Source organism: Clostridium sp. SGI.024 (assembly GCF_050315195.1).
Classification (GTDB): domain Bacteria; phylum Bacillota; class Clostridia; order Clostridiales; family Clostridiaceae; genus Clostridium.
On record NZ_JBNPON010000049.1, the window covers coordinates 1 to 16,174 of the forward strand.

Genomic DNA, 16,174 nt, shown 5'->3' on the forward strand with positions numbered 1-16,174 from the left:
AATTTATTTCTACTAACAATATATATAAGTTAATTGGTTTTTATTCCTTTAGTTTTAGGTCAATGATTATCAGTTCTAATACATCTAATTTGTAAATAAAGCTATATATATTTTAGGACAGTGTATGAAAATGAATAAGCTATCTAGTTTTAGGAAAAATAACATTAAGGAAGCTTAAGGAGGAATTAGATTGAGAAAAAGAATTTTATCATTATCTTCTTTATTATTGTTTTTATTAATGATTTTTTCAGGGTGTTCAAAAACAGAGGATAAAGCAGAGAAAATAGATATATTTAGCCTTAAAAAGGCCTTTGATTTGGCAGATGAATACTTAGGGTTTATTAAAAATAATGATATGGAAGAAGCTAATAAGTTATGTACAGAAAAATTACTTAGTAACAATAATAAAGTAGCAACAGGAACTTCAGAGATAATAGCCTATGCACCTGATAATGTAATAGAATCTTCAAAGTCAGCATTTATAACCTTTAATGTAGTAAGAAATTCATCATCTGAACCTAAATGTGATTTAGATAATTATGCAATAAAAGTTATAAAAGAAGGTGATGATTATAGAATAGATGAAATAAAGGCTACAAGTTTGAAACAAGTATTTGTTAAAAGTAATTCTTTACGTATTATTGGTGAAGATGGAGGGAAAAGTGACTTAATTATTTCTTTAAATAACATTTCAAAAGATGCCTACTTAAAAGAAAATAAACTTATGCTTTATAAAGAAAAAGTGCCATGTGATAATTTTGGACCAGTATCCTTGGGATATAAAGGAAATAAAATAGCTATATCAACTATAAGTGAAGGTAGAGCCTTTATATCTATTGCATATATTCAAGAAAGCAAAGAAGCTCAAGGAGCAAGTAGTCAAGGGGATGAAGGTGGAAATAGTAATCAGCAAGGAAATAATGAAATGAGTAACTTAGAAGATTTACTTGATAAGCCTATAGCTAAAAAGGTAATTCCTATAGATATATATAATGGAGTGAAAATAAACAACTTAGTATTTACTCATGAAGAAAGATATTTAATTACAGAATATGTTAATAACAATTTAGTTAAAAGAATAAAAGTATATAACAGTGCTAGTGGAGATTTAATACAATTAAACTTTGATGAAATGTTTAAGGAAGATAAATATAATATTGAGCTAGTTGATTTTAAGAAGGATGAACTTAATATTAGTGTAACCAGTAAGGGTGATGAAAAAAATATAAATAAAGAAATTATTGGTGAATATAAGGTCTACATAGAAGAAAAAGAAATTAAAAAAATATAGAAAACTCTTAACATATATAATTATTGTAGTAGAATAAAAGTACAACTTAAATAAATAAAGTGGTACTTTTATTTTTTGGAGGAATTATGAAAAAGTGGAATGATAAAAGATATCATAGTTTAAATTATTATCTTAGAAGTAAGTTTGATGAAAAAGTATATAAGATATCTTTAGACGGAGGATTTAATTGTCCAAATAGGGATGGAAAAGTTGCTAAAGGGGGATGTACTTTCTGTAGTGCAAGAGGATCAGGGGATTTTGCAGGAAGTAGAATATTATCGATAACTAAACAATTCGAAGATAGAAAAGATATGATGGAGAAAAAGTGGAAGGATGGTAAGCTAATTGCTTACTTCCAAGCATATACCAACACATATGCTCCGGTTGAAGAGCTTAGAAGAAAATATAATGAAGCACTAGCTCAAGAAAATGTAGTTGCCATATCTATTGCAACAAGACCAGATTGTATAGATGATGATGTTTTAGATTACTTAACTGAATTAAATGAAAAGACATATTTAATAGTGGAACTTGGATTACAAACAATAAATGATAAAACTGCAAGGGAATTTAATAGAGGATATGATTTTGAAGTTTTTGATAATACATTAAAAAGATTACTTGAAAGAAATATTGAAGTAGTTGCTCATACAATCTTTGGATTACCAGGAGAAACGGAAGAAGATATGTTAAAAACCGTTGATTACATAGCACATTCAGGAGTTAAGGGTATTAAGTTCCATTTACTTCATTTAATGAAGGGAACTAAAATGGTAGAAAAATATGAGAGTGGAGAATTAAAACTATTAACTCAGGAACAATATATAGATTTAGTTTGTAAGGGCATATCAAGAATACCAGAGGAAATGGTGGTTCATAGGCTTACAGGGGATGCACCTAGAGATTTATTAATAGGTCCAATGTGGAGTCTTAAAAAATGGGAAGTTTTAAATGCTATAGATAAAGCTTTAGAAGATAATGACATATGGCAAGGTAAAGATTTTAAATAGCATATATAGTTGGGGGAATTTATATGAAATTAGATATAATTATTTCTGCTGATAATATAAAAGAAGAGTATTTAGAAAATAAGATAGTAGTTGTTATTGATATGCTAAGAGCAACATCAGTAATAATTACTTCTTTAGCAAATAAAGCTAAAGAAGTATTCCCTATACTAACTATAGAAGAGGCTTTGAAAAAGAAAGAAGAACTTATTATGAATGGAATAAATCCCTTACTTGGAGGTGAAAGAAAGGCAGTAAAAATAGATGGCTTTGATTTTTCTAATTCACCTTTAGAGTATGATTCAGATAAGGTTCAAGGAAAGAGTATAATTTTAAGTACCACTAATGGAACAAGAGCCATAAATTTAAGTTTAAAAGCTGAGGAAATACTTATTGGAGCTATAATAAATGCTAAAGCTGTTGCAAGAGAGTTGAAAAAATATAATAAAGATGTAGTTTTTATTAATGCAGGAACAAATGGAGAATTTTCTATGGATGACTTCATTTGTTCAGGTTATATGATAAGTCTTTTATGTGACAATGAAAATAATGAGCTTTCAGATATAGCTAAAACTGCAAAATATATTTATGAAAACAATATGGATTTAATTAGCTATATAAAAGAAGCTAATCATTATAATGTATTAAAAAGTTTAAACTTATTAAGAGATTTAGAGTATTGTTGTCAAAAAGATATTGTAAATATAGTACCTAAATTTACAAAAAGTTCGAAAAGTATAAAAATTTAAATGATTGATAATTTTTTTCAAATATTTGAAATTTTATGTTGACAAGAAAAATAAAAAGATATATTATAATATTAGATTGATAATCAATATCAATTAGTGAATTAATATATTATTAAAAGCTCCACACTTCTAATAATATAATATATAAATAGTTAAACTCCTATATTATAGAATTTATTTCGGTAAAAGATGGCTAAATTATTAATTTAGCCATCTTTTGTTTTTATTTTTTAGAAGTAATGTAATATTTCTTTTTCATTTTCGATATAAAAGGTGAAGAGATAAATAGAGGTGATGAGATGGTAATTAGTGATAATAGTTTTATAGAAGACTTAAAGAAAAAACATCCTAAGTCATTGGATTATATTATAGATAATTATAGTGGACTAGTTAATACAATAGTCAGAAAAACACTTATATCAATAGATGATAGAGGCATAATAGAGGAGTGTATAAGCGACGTATTCATTGCTGTTTGGGAAAATGGATATAAATTCAAAGGAGATAGATATAAATTTAAGAGTTGGATAGCCGGAATAGCTAAATATAAATCTATAGATTATTTTAGAAAATACTCTAGAAAAGTTAATAATGAAGTTGCTGATGAGGATATGCCTGATAAAAGATGTTTAGAGGATGATTATATAAGTAATATAGAAGCTAAAAGGCTAATTAAAATTATAATGTCTTACGATGAACCAGATAAAAGTATATTTATTAGAAAGTTTCTATTGGGAGAATCAAGCAGTGAAATAAGTAAGGCTATAGGTATAACAATAAATAATATTAATACTAGAATATTTAGAGGTAGACAGAAAATAAAAAAAGAATTTTATGGGGAAGAGGAGGTATTATAGAATGAGAGATAAAGATATTTATGAGTTTTTAAATGATATAGAAATTGAAATTCCTACAGAGGAAACTCCTCTAAGTGATCTTGAATTAAAAAGAATTAGAAAAAGCACTAAAAGGAAAGCATTTGGTAATAGAAGAAAGTATTTAGTAGCGGTATTAATATTTTTTAGCTTTATATTTGTAATATCTCCTCTTGGTAAGGATGTAATAGCTAAGATAAAAGAAAAGTTAGCTTTTAATCCTGCCTATGGAATTATTTCTGTGGAAGATGATAAAGATTTATATATGTTAAAGGATCCATTTACAGTAAGCATAAATAATAAAGAAATGCTAGTTAGAAGTATAAGTAATAATGGAGAAGCACTATTTATTCAAATCATAGGAGAGTCATATCCTGTAGAAGCTAAAGAAATTATATCTAACATTGCAATAAAATTAGAAAATGGAGAAATTAAAGGATATGACGGCTATGTAATTGGTGGTGGTGGAAATAATGCTGTTATAGAATTGGGAATAGATATAAGAGGAATTGAGGCAAAAGATTTTGTTTTAATGTATGAAGATGTTTCATTAAAGGAAATATCTTTAGATAAGGCGGAATATAAGTACGATTATAATTACATCGGAGGCAACACTACTAATAATGGAATATTAATAGGGGGAACTAGTTACTATATAGAAGGTGAGAGGTATTTTAGACTTTGGAGTGATGAAAGTTCATTATTGTCTAAAGATTATAGTGTTAGGGTTGACCATATAGAAATTAAAGAAGTAAGAGATGAAAATGGAAATTTATTAAGCTTTGAACCAAGTAATGAAGGAACAGGTAGAGAATATAAAATTTTAGACGATTATAGTGGAAAAATTAATATTAAAGTAGAAGAAGTTGATTTAAACTATACTTTAAATACTCCTACAAAGATAAGACTTAAGGATCCCGAGAAAAATGGAGACTATACTTTAGACAAGGAATTAACTTTTGAGGGGATTGAAGATACAGTAAGTATTACTAAAATTAAAAAAGAAGAAAACAATATAGTTATTTGTCTAGATATTTCAAATAGTGCTTCTAATGATAGATTAATATACTTAATGAGAGATACCTCAAGAGCAAGCAGTGGTATGGGAGATAGAGAGAATATGATTGGATATATATATATAGATTATGAAGATTTAAATATATATGAAAAGTTGACAGGAAATATAAGTGTAAATATAAATGAATTAGATGTATTACAAAAGGGAAGTTGGGAATTCACAATCGAGTGATAAGAATATTAGAAAATTTATGGTAGTTATTCCATGGATAAAATAAGAATAATATGAGAATATTGTGATAAATAAGGCGGATTTATTTAGTGAAATAAATCCGCCTTATTTTGATAACAATGCTAATTAACAGTCATAGTGATTATATAAAAATTTAATTTATAAAAATATGAAAAATTCTAGTGGTAAAAAAATAAATAAAAACTAAATAATAACTAAAGTTAGAATATTTTCAATAATTAGAAACTAACTCATATTTGGGACATGCACTTATTATGTTACTATGAGGTGGACACGAAACAAGAAATCTGAAGGAGGATTTACAAATGATTAAATCAAAATTAATTATGGTAATATCATCAATAGGATTGGTAGTTACATTAGGTGTAGGAGGTATTTTCGTAAATTCTAATAAAGAAATATCTCAAGATAATACAGTAAAAACTGAAGAGAAGGAAGAAACTTCAAAGGATGTAGTTAAGGAAGAAGGAAATGATACTGAAACTAGTAATAACTCTACTAGTGAGGAAGCTGATTTAAATAAGGAAGTTGTAAGTAAGGATGATAATATAAGCTTAAGTGATGAAGTAGATAATTCTACTGAGGAAGAAGAAAGTGGAGTAGAAGGTGTATCAAGCTATAAAAGACCATCAAATAGACCGTCATATAATAAACCTATTACTCCAAGTGATAAACCATCACAAGATACGAATAAACCTTCTGAAACTCCAAGTAATGAAATAATAGTTTCAGATAGTAATTATATAGCAGAAATAGAACAAGCTATATTCCAAAGAGTTAATGCAGAAAGATCAGCTGCTGGATTGCCGGCTTTAAGTTATAACAACACTATGGAGCATTACGCTAGAATAAAATCTAAGGATATGGGAGATAATGGATACTTTTCTCATGAAGATAAGCAAGGAAACTTAATAACTGCCCAAATGAAGGCTGATGGGGTTTCCTATAGAGCATGGGGAGAAAATATTGCATATATTCAAGGAATAAACAGTAATAGTGCTCTAGCAACTAAGTTTATGGATAACTGGATGAATTCATCTGGGCATAGAGCAAATATTTTATCAACAAACTTTAGTAGTATAGGGATAGGGGTATATAAGATAGGAAATACTTATTACGCAACTCAAGAGTTCTATAAATAAATATAGTCTAAAATTTTATGTTTTATATTTTTAATAAAGGAGCTGTGGTATCAGCTCCTTTATTAAATTTTAGAATGCAAAATGTAGAATATTTTCAGTAATTCGAAATTAGTTGCTAAAAATATTCTTTAATTTTACAGTTTATACTATTTTCTTTACAATTCACGACGTAAATTTCAAAAAAATAATAATGATAGTCGATAAATGTCGTAAATAAGTGAATTTTAGCTAAAAGTAAGAAAAAAGTAATAATATATACTAGATATAAATATATACTTTAAATATGTGTTTTTAAAAGATAAGAAATATCTTTTAAAAATATATTTCAATTATTATTTATAAATAAAAAATCAGATGAAAAAATTTTGTTTTAGGGAGGAGAACGAGTGATAAAATCAAGACTAAGTACATTTATAGGCACGCTTATATTAGCTGGAATAGTAGCTACAGGGGGAATTTTTATTAATGTTAGAGATAATACTAATATTAGTAAAATAACAGCAGAAGTCAAAGAAGAGGACTATAAAGATAAAGCAGAAGAAACGAAAGTAGAAACTGCAAATCAAGCAAAACAAGAAGAAACGAAGAATGAAGAAAATAAAGAAGAAGAAGTTAAACCAGAAGAAGTAAAAAATGAAGAAAATAATTCTAATGGGGATAATATAGAAAAAGAAGATACCCAAGAGTATAACAACACAAATAAAGATAATGAAGTAGTGGTATTAGCTCCTAAAGATTCAGATACACAGGCGGAATCAAATAATAATAAAAATTTACCTATTATTGAAAACGTTATACAAGAACCTGTAGAACAACAAAAAGAAAATAATATAGTTTATGATAGCAATAACTATATTTCAGAAATAGAACAAGCAATATTCCAAAGAGTTAATGCGGAAAGATTAGCAGCAGGATTACCTGCTTTAAGTTATAATACAACAATGGAATACTATGCTAGAATGAAATCAAAATATATGGGTAACAATGGGCATTTTGATCATATAGATAAAGAAGGAAGATTAATGAATGAAATAATACAAGCTGATGGAATATCTTATAGAGCTTGGGGAGAAAATATTGCATACATACAAGGACTTAATGATTATAATGCATTATCAAATAGATTCATGAATAATTGGATGAATTCAGAAGGGCATAAGGCTAATATTTTATCAAGTAAATTTACTAGTATAGGAATTGGTGTTTATAAGATAGGAGATATTTATTATGCAACACAAGAATTCTATAAATAAAATATAAATAAATGGAGCTGTTAATGCAGCTTCATTTTTTTTAATACAGTCATTTACAAAAGATTATATTAGTGATAATATATGGAAAAAAATACTGGTTTAATTTTAGATTTTAATATAAGAGAATTTAATTTTGGGAGCGAAATCATGGATAATAGAAAAATAGTGGTAAAACAAGATATAGTAGATGCATTAAGGCGAATAGGTGTTAAAAATGGACAGGATATTATTGTTCATACTTCTATGAGTAGCTTTGGATTTGTATGCGGTGGAGCACAAGTCATAATTGAAGCCTTAATAGATACAGTTGGAGATGAGGGAACAATAATTATGCCAACTCAAAGTTGGAAGAACATGGACCCGTCTTATGGTGTACATTGGGAGGAACCCAAGGAATGGTGGGATATAATTAGGGAGAATTGGCCAGCTTATGATAAATGTATTACTCCAACAAATTCAATGGGAGCTGTAGCAGAGATGTTTAGAAATTGGCCAGGTACAATACGAAGTGATCATCCAGTTAGATCATTTGCTGCATTAGGGAAAAATGCTAACTATCTTATAAGTAACCATGATTTAAGTGATATTTTTGGTGAAACATCTCCAATTGGGAAGCTATACAATTTAAATGGATATATATTATTATTAGGAACTGGGTATGATAAAAATACTTCTATGCATCTAGCAGATGTAAGAGCAAATTATCCATCAAAGCATATGGAGGAAAATAGCTGTGCAGTAATGAAGGATGGTAAACGTCAGTGGATTACTTATTCAACTCTATATGTTGATGGGGAAGACTTTATAGATATAGGTGATGAATTTGAGAAAAAATATAATGTAAGTAAAACTAAGGTTGGGGATGCAGATATAAGATTTATGAAGCAAAGAGATATTGTAGACTTTGCAGTTCAATGGATTGAAGAAAATAGAAAATAAAATATAAAATAAATATAATTGGGGTGTAATATATGAAGGATTTAGGAACTAAGACTATAGAAACAGAGAGATTAATTTTAAGAAGATTTAAAATGGAAGATGCAGAAGCTATGTATAAAAATTGGGCATCTGATGCAGAGGTTACCAAGTTTCTAACATGGCCTCCACATAGTAGTAATGAAGTTACAAAAAAAGTTTTACAAGATTGGATTAATAATTATGAAAAAGATGATTTCTATCAATGGGCAATTATTTTGAAGGAAAATGGTGAGGAGCCTATAGGAACTATCAGCGTTGTGGATAAAGATGAAGAAGTAAATATGGTTCATATAGGATATTGTATAGGAACAAAATGGTGGAATAGGGGGGTGACATCAGAAGCGTTAATGGCAATAATTAAATTCTTTATTAAAGAAGTTGGCGTTAACAGAGTTGAATCAAGACATGATCCTAACAATCCAAACTCAGGAAAGGTAATGATGAAGTGTGGCATGAAATATGAGGGAACAATGAGACAAGCTGATATAAATAACCAAGGAATATGTGATTACTCAATGTATGGAATTCTTGCTAAGGAATATTTTCAGAAAAAATAGCTTATTAACAATATAGAGGAAGATAATGTGGATAATATTAGAGGGGTTGTGGATTTTTATAGAGAAGAGATTTAAGCTTATAGATTATAGATAGGGAATGGTAGTAAATTTATATATAAATTAAGAGCTTCATAAGAAGCTCCTAATCTATATAATTCTATATTTTAAAATTAAACAACTTGGAATATAAAGAATTTAAGGTAATAAGATTCATCAGAGTTCCATAGAATTGGATGGTCTGCACTTTGAGTTCTTATTTCTACTTGTCTTAAAGTTCTTCTAGCATCATGGGCAGCTTCTAATACAGTTTTCTTTAGTTGTTCTTCACTCATATAGTGAGAGCAAGAGCAAGTAGCAAAGTAGCCACCTGGTTTAACCATTTTTAAACCTCTAAGGTTTATTTCCTTATAGCCTCTAATAGCTGAATTAATTGTATTTCTTGACTTTGTAAAGGCTGGAGGATCTAAGATAACAACATCAAATTGCTTTCCTTCTCTTGACCAATCTCCAAGAACATTAAAAGCATTATGACATTCAAATTTAACTGTATCTTGTAAGTTGTTTAGTTCAGCATTTCTTCTAGCACAGTCAATAGCATGTTGAGATACATCAATGCCTAATACTGATTTAGCACCTGCAATTCCAGCATTTAAGGCAAAGGAGCCGGTATGAGTAAAGCAATCTAATACTTCTTTACCTTTGCAAATTCTATGCATAGCTGCTCTATTTTCCTTTTGGTCTAAGAAGAATCCAGTCTTTTGACCATTTTCTAAATCCACTATGTATTTAACACCATTTTCAATTATTTCAATATTTGTATCAAAAGGTTGTGTTAAGAAGCCTTTAGTTTGCTCAAGCCCTTCGATTTCTCTAGTCTTAATATCACTTCTTTCATAAACACCTTTAGCTTTAAATTCATCAACTAATATTTTAACTATTATATCTCTATACTTATCCATTCCTAAAGTTGATATTTGAATTACATAGTAATCTTCAAATTTATCAACTGTAAGCCCAGGTAAAAAATCAGCTTCACCAAATATTAATCTACAAGATGAAGTGTCAATAACAGTTTTTCTATATTCATAGGCAGCTTCAAATCTTCTTTTAAAGAAATCATGGTCTATTTCTTCATTTATATCTCTAGTCATAATTCTTATAGTTATTTTGCTTTTATCGTTAATATAGCCTTTTCCTATGAAATAATTTTTATGATTATAGACCTCAACTATATCACCATTTTCATAATCGCCATCATATTCATTTATTTCATCAATATATATCCAAGGCCTACCTTGTTCAGCTCTTTTATTTTTTCCTTTATGTAGAAAAAACTTACTTGCCATAATACAGCTCCTTCCCTAATAAGTTCTATAAAATTATAACATAATTGCACATTAAGTATAGGGGATAGGGGGAAATACTTAAAGTAAAAATATAAATGAATAATACTTATCAAATAAAATATATTTATAATATAAAAAATTTTAGGGGGATTTTTATGATATTTAAGGCAATTGTAGTACCAACTCCAAAAAGAATAAAAAGATACTTAGAAGGCGCTTTAGTAGAAGTAAGAGCTAAAAGTATTAGTAAAGAGGAGACTAGCGAAGAATTAAAACATATTAACTTATCAAAAGATAGCTTTAAACATTATGGGATAACAATGAAAATATTCTAAAAATGAAAAACCACCTGTTAAAATAACAAGTGGTTTTAGGGGAGATATAATCTATATGCTAATATAGTTTGGGGGAACTATATTAGTTATTTTTCCAGATGCTTATCAATCAAATTTTGGATTGTAGGGGTACATCTGTAGCCTCTGCAGCCACCTGTACAAGCTCCTGTTGCCTTAGAAACTTCTTCTACAGTGTGAGCTCCGGCTTTGATTGCATCTTTAATTTTGGATCTTGGTATTGCCTTGCAAGTACAAACTTTAGTAATCTTATCAAGGACTTGTTCGTTTAAGTTATTTTCCACGTATCTTTCCTCCTAATATAAAAGAAATAGATTAAGGAAAATAAAGGGGATAAAAAATAAATTTTTAATATTTATTCTTTATGAGTATATTATAATAATGGTAATAAAGAAAGTCAATACTAATTGATAAAAATTATTAATTAACTTTAAATATTGAAAAGATTTATTATATTGATAATATTATAAATATTATTTTCTTAAATTTATTAAAATATTCTCAAATATAGACTTTTATAATATTTTACTTTGTAGTAGAATAGGAATATAATTTATAAATTAAAAAACTGTGATTAGGAAAAGTACTTAATTGGATACTTTAAGAGAGTGACTGTTTGGTGTGAAGTCATAGAGAAGATTAAGGAAAATCACCTAGGAGTTTGGGGCTGAAAGGTTATATAGCTGATTAAGTTTTCACGTTAGCCTGCGTTAAGGGATAGAGTATGTTTGTACTCGAAAATAAAAATTTTCTATTGCTATAGAAGATTTATAACCTTAGGTGGTATAGCGAATATCTTCGTCCTATTGGGCGAGGTTTTTTTATTTTATATTACTTTATTAATTCTAATATAAATTCATTTCTGTATAATTAGCTTTTTATAGTTAATAATGTAAAATGTATTTAGTGTTATTTAAGTAAAAGATATAACCTTAAAGCATATAGCTTTTAAATATAAATTAATAAACAGAAGGGAGTTTAGATATGTACAAAAAGGTTGAATTACCAAAAGGATTTGTTGGTATGGAAAAAGAAGTTGCGAATCTTTGGAAAGAAAATAATGTAATTAAAAAGAATTTTGATATGAATCAAGATGGTGAATATTTCACTTTCTATGATGGACCTCCAACAGCAAATGGAAGACCTCACGTAGGACACGTATTAACAAGAGTTATGAAGGATATTATCCCAAGATATAAGGTTATGAAGGGATATAAGGTTATAAGAAAAGCAGGATGGGATACTCATGGGCTTCCAGTAGAACTTGAAATAGAAAAGAAGCTTGGAATTTCAGGTAAAGAGCAAATAGAAGGTTATGGAGTAGAAAAGTTCGTAAAAGAATGTAAAGAATCGGTATTTACTTATGTTAACATGTGGGAAAAGATGACTGATCAAATAGGTTATTGGGTAGATATGGAGAATCCTTATGTTACATATCATAACTCATACATAGAATCTGTTTGGTGGGCATTAAGTCAAATGTGGGAAAAGGGACTTTTATATAAAGGTCATAAAGTAATGCCATACTGTCCAAGATGTGGAACAGGACTTTCTTCTCATGAAGTTTCACAAGGATATAAAGATGTTAAAGATCTGACTGCTATAGCTAAATTTAAAGTGGTTGGAGAAGAAAATAAATATATATTAGCATGGACAACAACTCCATGGACATTACCTTCAAATTTAGCATTATGCGTAAATAAAGCATATGACTACATTGAAGCTAAAGTTGGAGATGAAGTATTAATAGTTGCTAAGGAGTTAGCACCAAAGGTTCTAGGAGAAGATTACGAAGTAATTAAAGAATTTAAAGGAACTGAATTATTAGGAACAAAATATGAAAGATTACTTCCATTTGGAAAAGTTGATGGAAAAGCTTTTGAAGTTATTCATGGTGATTACGTAACTTTATCTGATGGTACTGGTATAGTTCATATAGCACCTGCATATGGTGAAGATGATAGCTTTGTTGCAAAGCAAAATGGAATAGGATTTATAAACTTAGTAGATGCTAGTGGTAACTTTGTAGAAGAAGTAACTCCATGGGCAGGAAAGTTTGTTAAAAAGTGTGATGAAAGTATTGTTAAATATTTAGATGAAGAAAATAAGTTATTTAAAGCTGAAAAACATACACACTCATATCCACACTGCTGGAGATGTGACACACCACTTCTTTACTATCCAAGAGAAAGCTGGTTTGTTGCAATGACTAAGCTTAGAGATAAGCTTTTAGAAAATAATAATAAGATTAATTGGTATCCAGATAACATAAGAACAGGAAGATTTGGTAAGTTCTTAGAAAATGTTATTGACTGGGGTATATCAAGAGATAGATACTGGGGTACTCCACTTCCTATTTGGGAATGTGAATGTGGTCACAGAGAATGTATAGGAAGTATAGCTGAATTAAAGGAAAAAGGAATTAATGTTCCAGAGGATATAGAATTACACAAACCATATATTGATGGTGTTAAGCTTAAGTGTTCTAAATGTGGAAAAGAAATGACTAGAACTGCTGAAGTTATTGACTGTTGGTTTGATTCAGGATCTATGCCTTTTGCTCAACTACACTATCCATTTGAAAATAAGGAGCTATTTGAAAAGAACTTCCCAGCTCAATTTATTTCAGAAGCAGTTGACCAAACAAGAGGATGGTTCTATACATTATTAGCTATTTCAACAGCTATATTTGATACTAATCCATTTGAAAATTGTATAGTATTAGGTCACGTTTTAGATAAGAAGGGCTTAAAGATGTCTAAGTCAAAGGGAAATGTAGTAGATCCATTTGATGTATTAGATTCACAAGGTGCAGATGCTACAAGATGGCACTTCTATACTGCAAGTGCACCATGGCTTCCAACAAGATTCTCTATAGATGATGTTCAAGAAGCTCAAAGAAAGTTCTTAAGCACTTTATGGAATGTATATTCATTCTATGTTTTATATGCTGATTTAGATAAGTTTAATCCGCTAGATTATAAAGATTTCAAATCAGAAAATGTTATGGATAAATGGATAATGTCTAAGCTTAATACGTTAATTAAAGAAGTAGATGAAAACTTAGCATCATATCAAATAACTCAAGCTGCATTAGCTATTGAAGACTTTACAGATGAGTTATCAAACTGGTATGTAAGAAGAAACAGAGCAAGATATTGGTCAGAAGACTTAAGTGATGATAAGATTGGTGCTTATGTTACATTATATAGAGTTTTAACTACTTTAGTTAAGGTAGCAGCTCCATTTGTACCATTTGTAACAGAAGAAATTTATCAAAACTTAGTTGTAGGATTAGATAAATCAGCTACAGAAAGTGTACATTTATGTTCATGGCCATCAGTAGATGAAAATGCGATAGATGAGAACTTAGAAAAGGAAATGGATTTAGCTTACACAATAGTTAAGCTTGGTAGAAGTGCAAGAAATGCTGCTAATATCAAAAATAGACAGCCGCTTTCTAAGATGTTACTTTCAACAGCAGCTATTCCATCTTACTATGGAGATATTATAAAAGATGAACTTAATATCAAGGCAGTAGAATTTGGTGCAGATTTATCAGAACATGTTAACTTTGAAATTAAGCCTAACCTACCTGTTCTTGGAAGACAATATGGTAAGTTAATTCCTGGAATAAGAAAAGAAATAGCTTCAAGAAACCAAATGGAATTAGCTCAAAAATTACAATCAGGTGGAACTGAAACTATTACAGTAGATGGAACTGAAATAGTATTAAATAGTGAATGTGTACTTGTAACTATGCAAGGCTTAGAAGGATATGCTTTTGCTAGTGAAGGTGAAATTGGAGTTGTTCTTGATACTACTATTACAGAAGAGTTAAAAGAAGAAGGACAATTAAGAGAAATAACTTCAAAGATACAAAATATGAGAAAAGAAAAAGGATTTGAAGTTGCAGATAAGATAAAACTATTTGTTGCAGGAAATGATATGTTAATTAATATAATTAACAAATATTCAGATGTAATTAAAAGAGAAACATTAACTCAAGAAATTGTTATAAATGAAGATGCTGATTATACTGAAACTGTTATTAATGGTGAAAAATTAAATATGACAGTTAAAGTAATGAAGTAGAATAAATTTATGTTAAAAAGTTAGAAGTTTCCATAAAATTTCTAACTTTTTACTTATTTTATAATATGTTATTATAAAGAATAACCTAGAATATTGTATAAAGTATTTGCAAATAGTATAATTATTGTTAAAATGAAAAAAAGACAAAAATTTTAAAATGGAGTGATGTGTTATGGCTACTTCTATAAAAGATGTTGCTAGAGAAGCTGGAGTATCAATTGCTACTGTTTCTAGAGTTTTAAACGACATAGATGTTGTAAACGAGGACACGAAGAAAAAGGTTTTAGATGCCATTAATAAATTAGGCTATAGACCTAATATTGTAGCAAGAAGTTTAAAAACTCAAAGAACAAAGACAGTAGGAATTTTAGTTCCTGACATATCAAGTGGATTTTATCCCGAGATAGTTAGGGGAGCAGAAGATGTGGCTAATATTTATGATTACAACGTCATCTTATGTAATTCAGATTTTGATATTGAAAAAGAAAAAGAATATTTAAGAGTACTAAGAGAAAAAATGGTTGATGGGGTTATTTATATGAGCTCATCTCTACAACAAGAAACTTTAGATATAATAAATGAATTAAATTTAACTACTGTTTTAGTAGAGACTAAGGATAAGGAAGAAAGTTTACCAAGTGTAACTATAGATAATACAAAAGCTTCAAAAGAAGCAACAAACTATATTTTAAACAAGGGTTTATCAAAAATAGCCTTTGCAGGTGCAAAAAAGGAAAATATGAATGCATGGGGAGATAGGTACATAGGTTATGAGGAAGCATTGAATGATAAGGGTATCAATGTAGATGAAAGCCTTGTATATTTTGGGGGATTAAAAGTTAAAAGTGGATATGAAGCAGTAAAATATTTTGAAGATAGCAAAAAAGAGTATGATGCAGTAGTTTGTGCTTCCGATGAAATTGCTATGGGTGTTATTAATGCTTTAAGAGAAATAGGAAAGAAAGTACCGGAAGATGTAAGCGTTGTGGGTTTTAATGATAATATGATGTCATCTGTTTTCTATCCAAAAATAACAACAATAAAGCAACCAAGTTATGATATGGGATCAGTTGCAATGAGAATGCTTATTAAAATGCTTAATAAGAGAGAACTAGATGAATCTCAATTTGTTCTTAATTACACATTAGAAGAAAGAGATAGCTGTAAATAAGACTTAAGGGACTGGGGAAAAGACCCAAAAAATTATAATGTAAAATGCAGAATTAATTAAGTAATTTTAAATAAATTACTAAAAATA

General features: G+C 28.7%; 14 protein-coding genes and 1 other annotated feature. Of the genes, 12 read left to right on the plus strand and 2 right to left on the minus strand.

Annotation, left to right across the window (positions count from 1 at the left end; translation table 11 throughout):
- The first annotated feature begins 190 nt into the window (after positions 1-190).
- From ACQRD5_RS12555 to ACQRD5_RS12595, 9 genes are all read left to right on the plus strand, one after another.
- On the plus strand, positions 191-1,291 hold the full coding sequence (locus ACQRD5_RS12555) for a hypothetical protein (protein WP_294168262.1): 1,101 nt from the start codon (positions 191-193) through the stop codon (positions 1,289-1,291).
- Between the two features lie 86 nt (positions 1,292-1,377).
- Positions 1,378-2,301 carry a TIGR01212 family radical SAM protein gene (locus ACQRD5_RS12560; protein WP_294168260.1) on the plus strand — a complete coding sequence of 308 codons (924 nt, stop codon included), beginning with the start codon at positions 1,378-1,380 and terminating at the stop codon, positions 2,299-2,301.
- Positions 2,302-2,324: 23 nt separating this feature from the next.
- On the plus strand, positions 2,325-3,047 hold the full coding sequence (locus tag ACQRD5_RS12565) for a 2-phosphosulfolactate phosphatase family protein (RefSeq protein ID WP_294362404.1): 723 nt from the start codon (positions 2,325-2,327) through the stop codon (positions 3,045-3,047).
- Between the two features lie 299 nt (positions 3,048-3,346).
- Positions 3,347-3,904: a sigma-70 family RNA polymerase sigma factor gene (locus tag ACQRD5_RS12570; RefSeq protein WP_427746915.1), complete on the plus strand. Its 558-nt coding sequence runs from the start codon at positions 3,347-3,349 to the stop codon at positions 3,902-3,904.
- A 1-nt stretch (position 3,905) separates the two neighbouring features.
- On the plus strand, positions 3,906-5,171 hold the full coding sequence (locus tag ACQRD5_RS12575) for a hypothetical protein (protein WP_427746916.1): 1,266 nt from the start codon (positions 3,906-3,908) through the stop codon (positions 5,169-5,171).
- A 326-nt stretch (positions 5,172-5,497) separates the two neighbouring features.
- On the plus strand, positions 5,498-6,334 hold the full coding sequence (locus ACQRD5_RS12580) for a CAP domain-containing protein (protein ID WP_427746918.1): 837 nt from the start codon (positions 5,498-5,500) through the stop codon (positions 6,332-6,334).
- 386 nt (positions 6,335-6,720) lie between these two features.
- The gene (locus tag ACQRD5_RS12585; protein ID WP_294362400.1) at positions 6,721-7,587 is read left to right on the plus strand and encodes a CAP domain-containing protein; all 867 of its coding nucleotides are present in this window, start codon (positions 6,721-6,723) and stop codon (positions 7,585-7,587) included.
- Positions 7,588-7,734: 147 nt separating this feature from the next.
- Positions 7,735-8,526 (plus strand): aminoglycoside N(3)-acetyltransferase, encoded by a 792-nt coding sequence (locus ACQRD5_RS12590; RefSeq protein ID WP_294362399.1) that lies wholly within the window; start codon positions 7,735-7,737, stop codon positions 8,524-8,526.
- Between the two features lie 32 nt (positions 8,527-8,558).
- Complete coding sequence (locus tag ACQRD5_RS12595) at positions 8,559-9,122, plus strand: GNAT family N-acetyltransferase (protein WP_294362397.1); 564 nt, start codon at positions 8,559-8,561, stop codon at positions 9,120-9,122.
- Positions 9,123-9,292: 170 nt separating this feature from the next.
- On the opposite strand, the gene ACQRD5_RS12600 is transcribed toward ACQRD5_RS12595, so the two are convergent.
- Entirely contained in the window at positions 9,293-10,468 is a 1,176-nt protein-coding gene (locus tag ACQRD5_RS12600) for a class I SAM-dependent rRNA methyltransferase (protein WP_294362396.1), read from the minus strand.
- 155 nt (positions 10,469-10,623) lie between these two features.
- Here ACQRD5_RS12600 and ACQRD5_RS12605 point away from each other — a divergent pair, with 155 nt between their 5' ends.
- Positions 10,624-10,803: a hypothetical protein gene (locus ACQRD5_RS12605; RefSeq protein WP_320627614.1), complete on the plus strand. Its 180-nt coding sequence runs from the start codon at positions 10,624-10,626 to the stop codon at positions 10,801-10,803.
- Between the two features lie 86 nt (positions 10,804-10,889).
- On the opposite strand, the gene ACQRD5_RS12610 is transcribed toward ACQRD5_RS12605, so the two are convergent.
- Positions 10,890-11,105 (minus strand): (2Fe-2S)-binding protein, encoded by a 216-nt coding sequence (locus ACQRD5_RS12610; protein ID WP_291631151.1) that lies wholly within the window; start codon positions 11,103-11,105, stop codon positions 10,890-10,892.
- Between the two features lie 277 nt (positions 11,106-11,382).
- Positions 11,383-11,630: a binding site (T-box leader), on the plus strand.
- Positions 11,631-11,805: 175 nt separating this feature from the next.
- On the opposite strand from ACQRD5_RS12610, the gene ileS reads away from it, so the two are divergent.
- The gene (gene ileS, locus ACQRD5_RS12615; protein ID WP_294362390.1) at positions 11,806-14,916 is read left to right on the plus strand and encodes an isoleucine--tRNA ligase; all 3,111 of its coding nucleotides are present in this window, start codon (positions 11,806-11,808) and stop codon (positions 14,914-14,916) included.
- A 172-nt stretch (positions 14,917-15,088) separates the two neighbouring features.
- Complete coding sequence (locus ACQRD5_RS12620) at positions 15,089-16,087, plus strand: LacI family DNA-binding transcriptional regulator (protein ID WP_291631147.1); 999 nt, start codon at positions 15,089-15,091, stop codon at positions 16,085-16,087.
- Positions 16,088-16,174 lie beyond the last annotated feature (87 nt).

Excerpts from the sequence above, each read along its gene's own strand:
- ACQRD5_RS12595 (WP_294362397.1), top strand. The coding sequence starts at position 8,559 with ATGAAGGATTTAGGAACTAAGACTATAGAAACAGAGAGATTAATTTTA.
- ACQRD5_RS12560 (WP_294168260.1), top strand. The coding sequence starts at position 1,378 with ATGAAAAAGTGGAATGATAAAAGATATCATAGTTTAAATTATTATCTT.
- ACQRD5_RS12620 (WP_291631147.1), top strand. The coding sequence starts at position 15,089 with ATGGCTACTTCTATAAAAGATGTTGCTAGAGAAGCTGGAGTATCAATT.
- ACQRD5_RS12590 (WP_294362399.1), top strand. The coding sequence starts at position 7,735 with ATGGATAATAGAAAAATAGTGGTAAAACAAGATATAGTAGATGCATTA.
- ACQRD5_RS12600 (WP_294362396.1), bottom strand. The coding sequence starts at position 10,468 with ATGGCAAGTAAGTTTTTTCTACATAAAGGAAAAAATAAAAGAGCTGAA.
- ileS (WP_294362390.1), top strand. The coding sequence starts at position 11,806 with ATGTACAAAAAGGTTGAATTACCAAAAGGATTTGTTGGTATGGAAAAA.
- ACQRD5_RS12575 (WP_427746916.1), top strand. The coding sequence starts at position 3,906 with ATGAGAGATAAAGATATTTATGAGTTTTTAAATGATATAGAAATTGAA.
- ACQRD5_RS12580 (WP_427746918.1), top strand. The coding sequence starts at position 5,498 with ATGATTAAATCAAAATTAATTATGGTAATATCATCAATAGGATTGGTA.
- ACQRD5_RS12570 (WP_427746915.1), top strand. The coding sequence starts at position 3,347 with ATGGTAATTAGTGATAATAGTTTTATAGAAGACTTAAAGAAAAAACAT.
- ACQRD5_RS12605 (WP_320627614.1), top strand. The coding sequence starts at position 10,624 with ATGATATTTAAGGCAATTGTAGTACCAACTCCAAAAAGAATAAAAAGA.
- ACQRD5_RS12565 (WP_294362404.1), top strand. The coding sequence starts at position 2,325 with ATGAAATTAGATATAATTATTTCTGCTGATAATATAAAAGAAGAGTAT.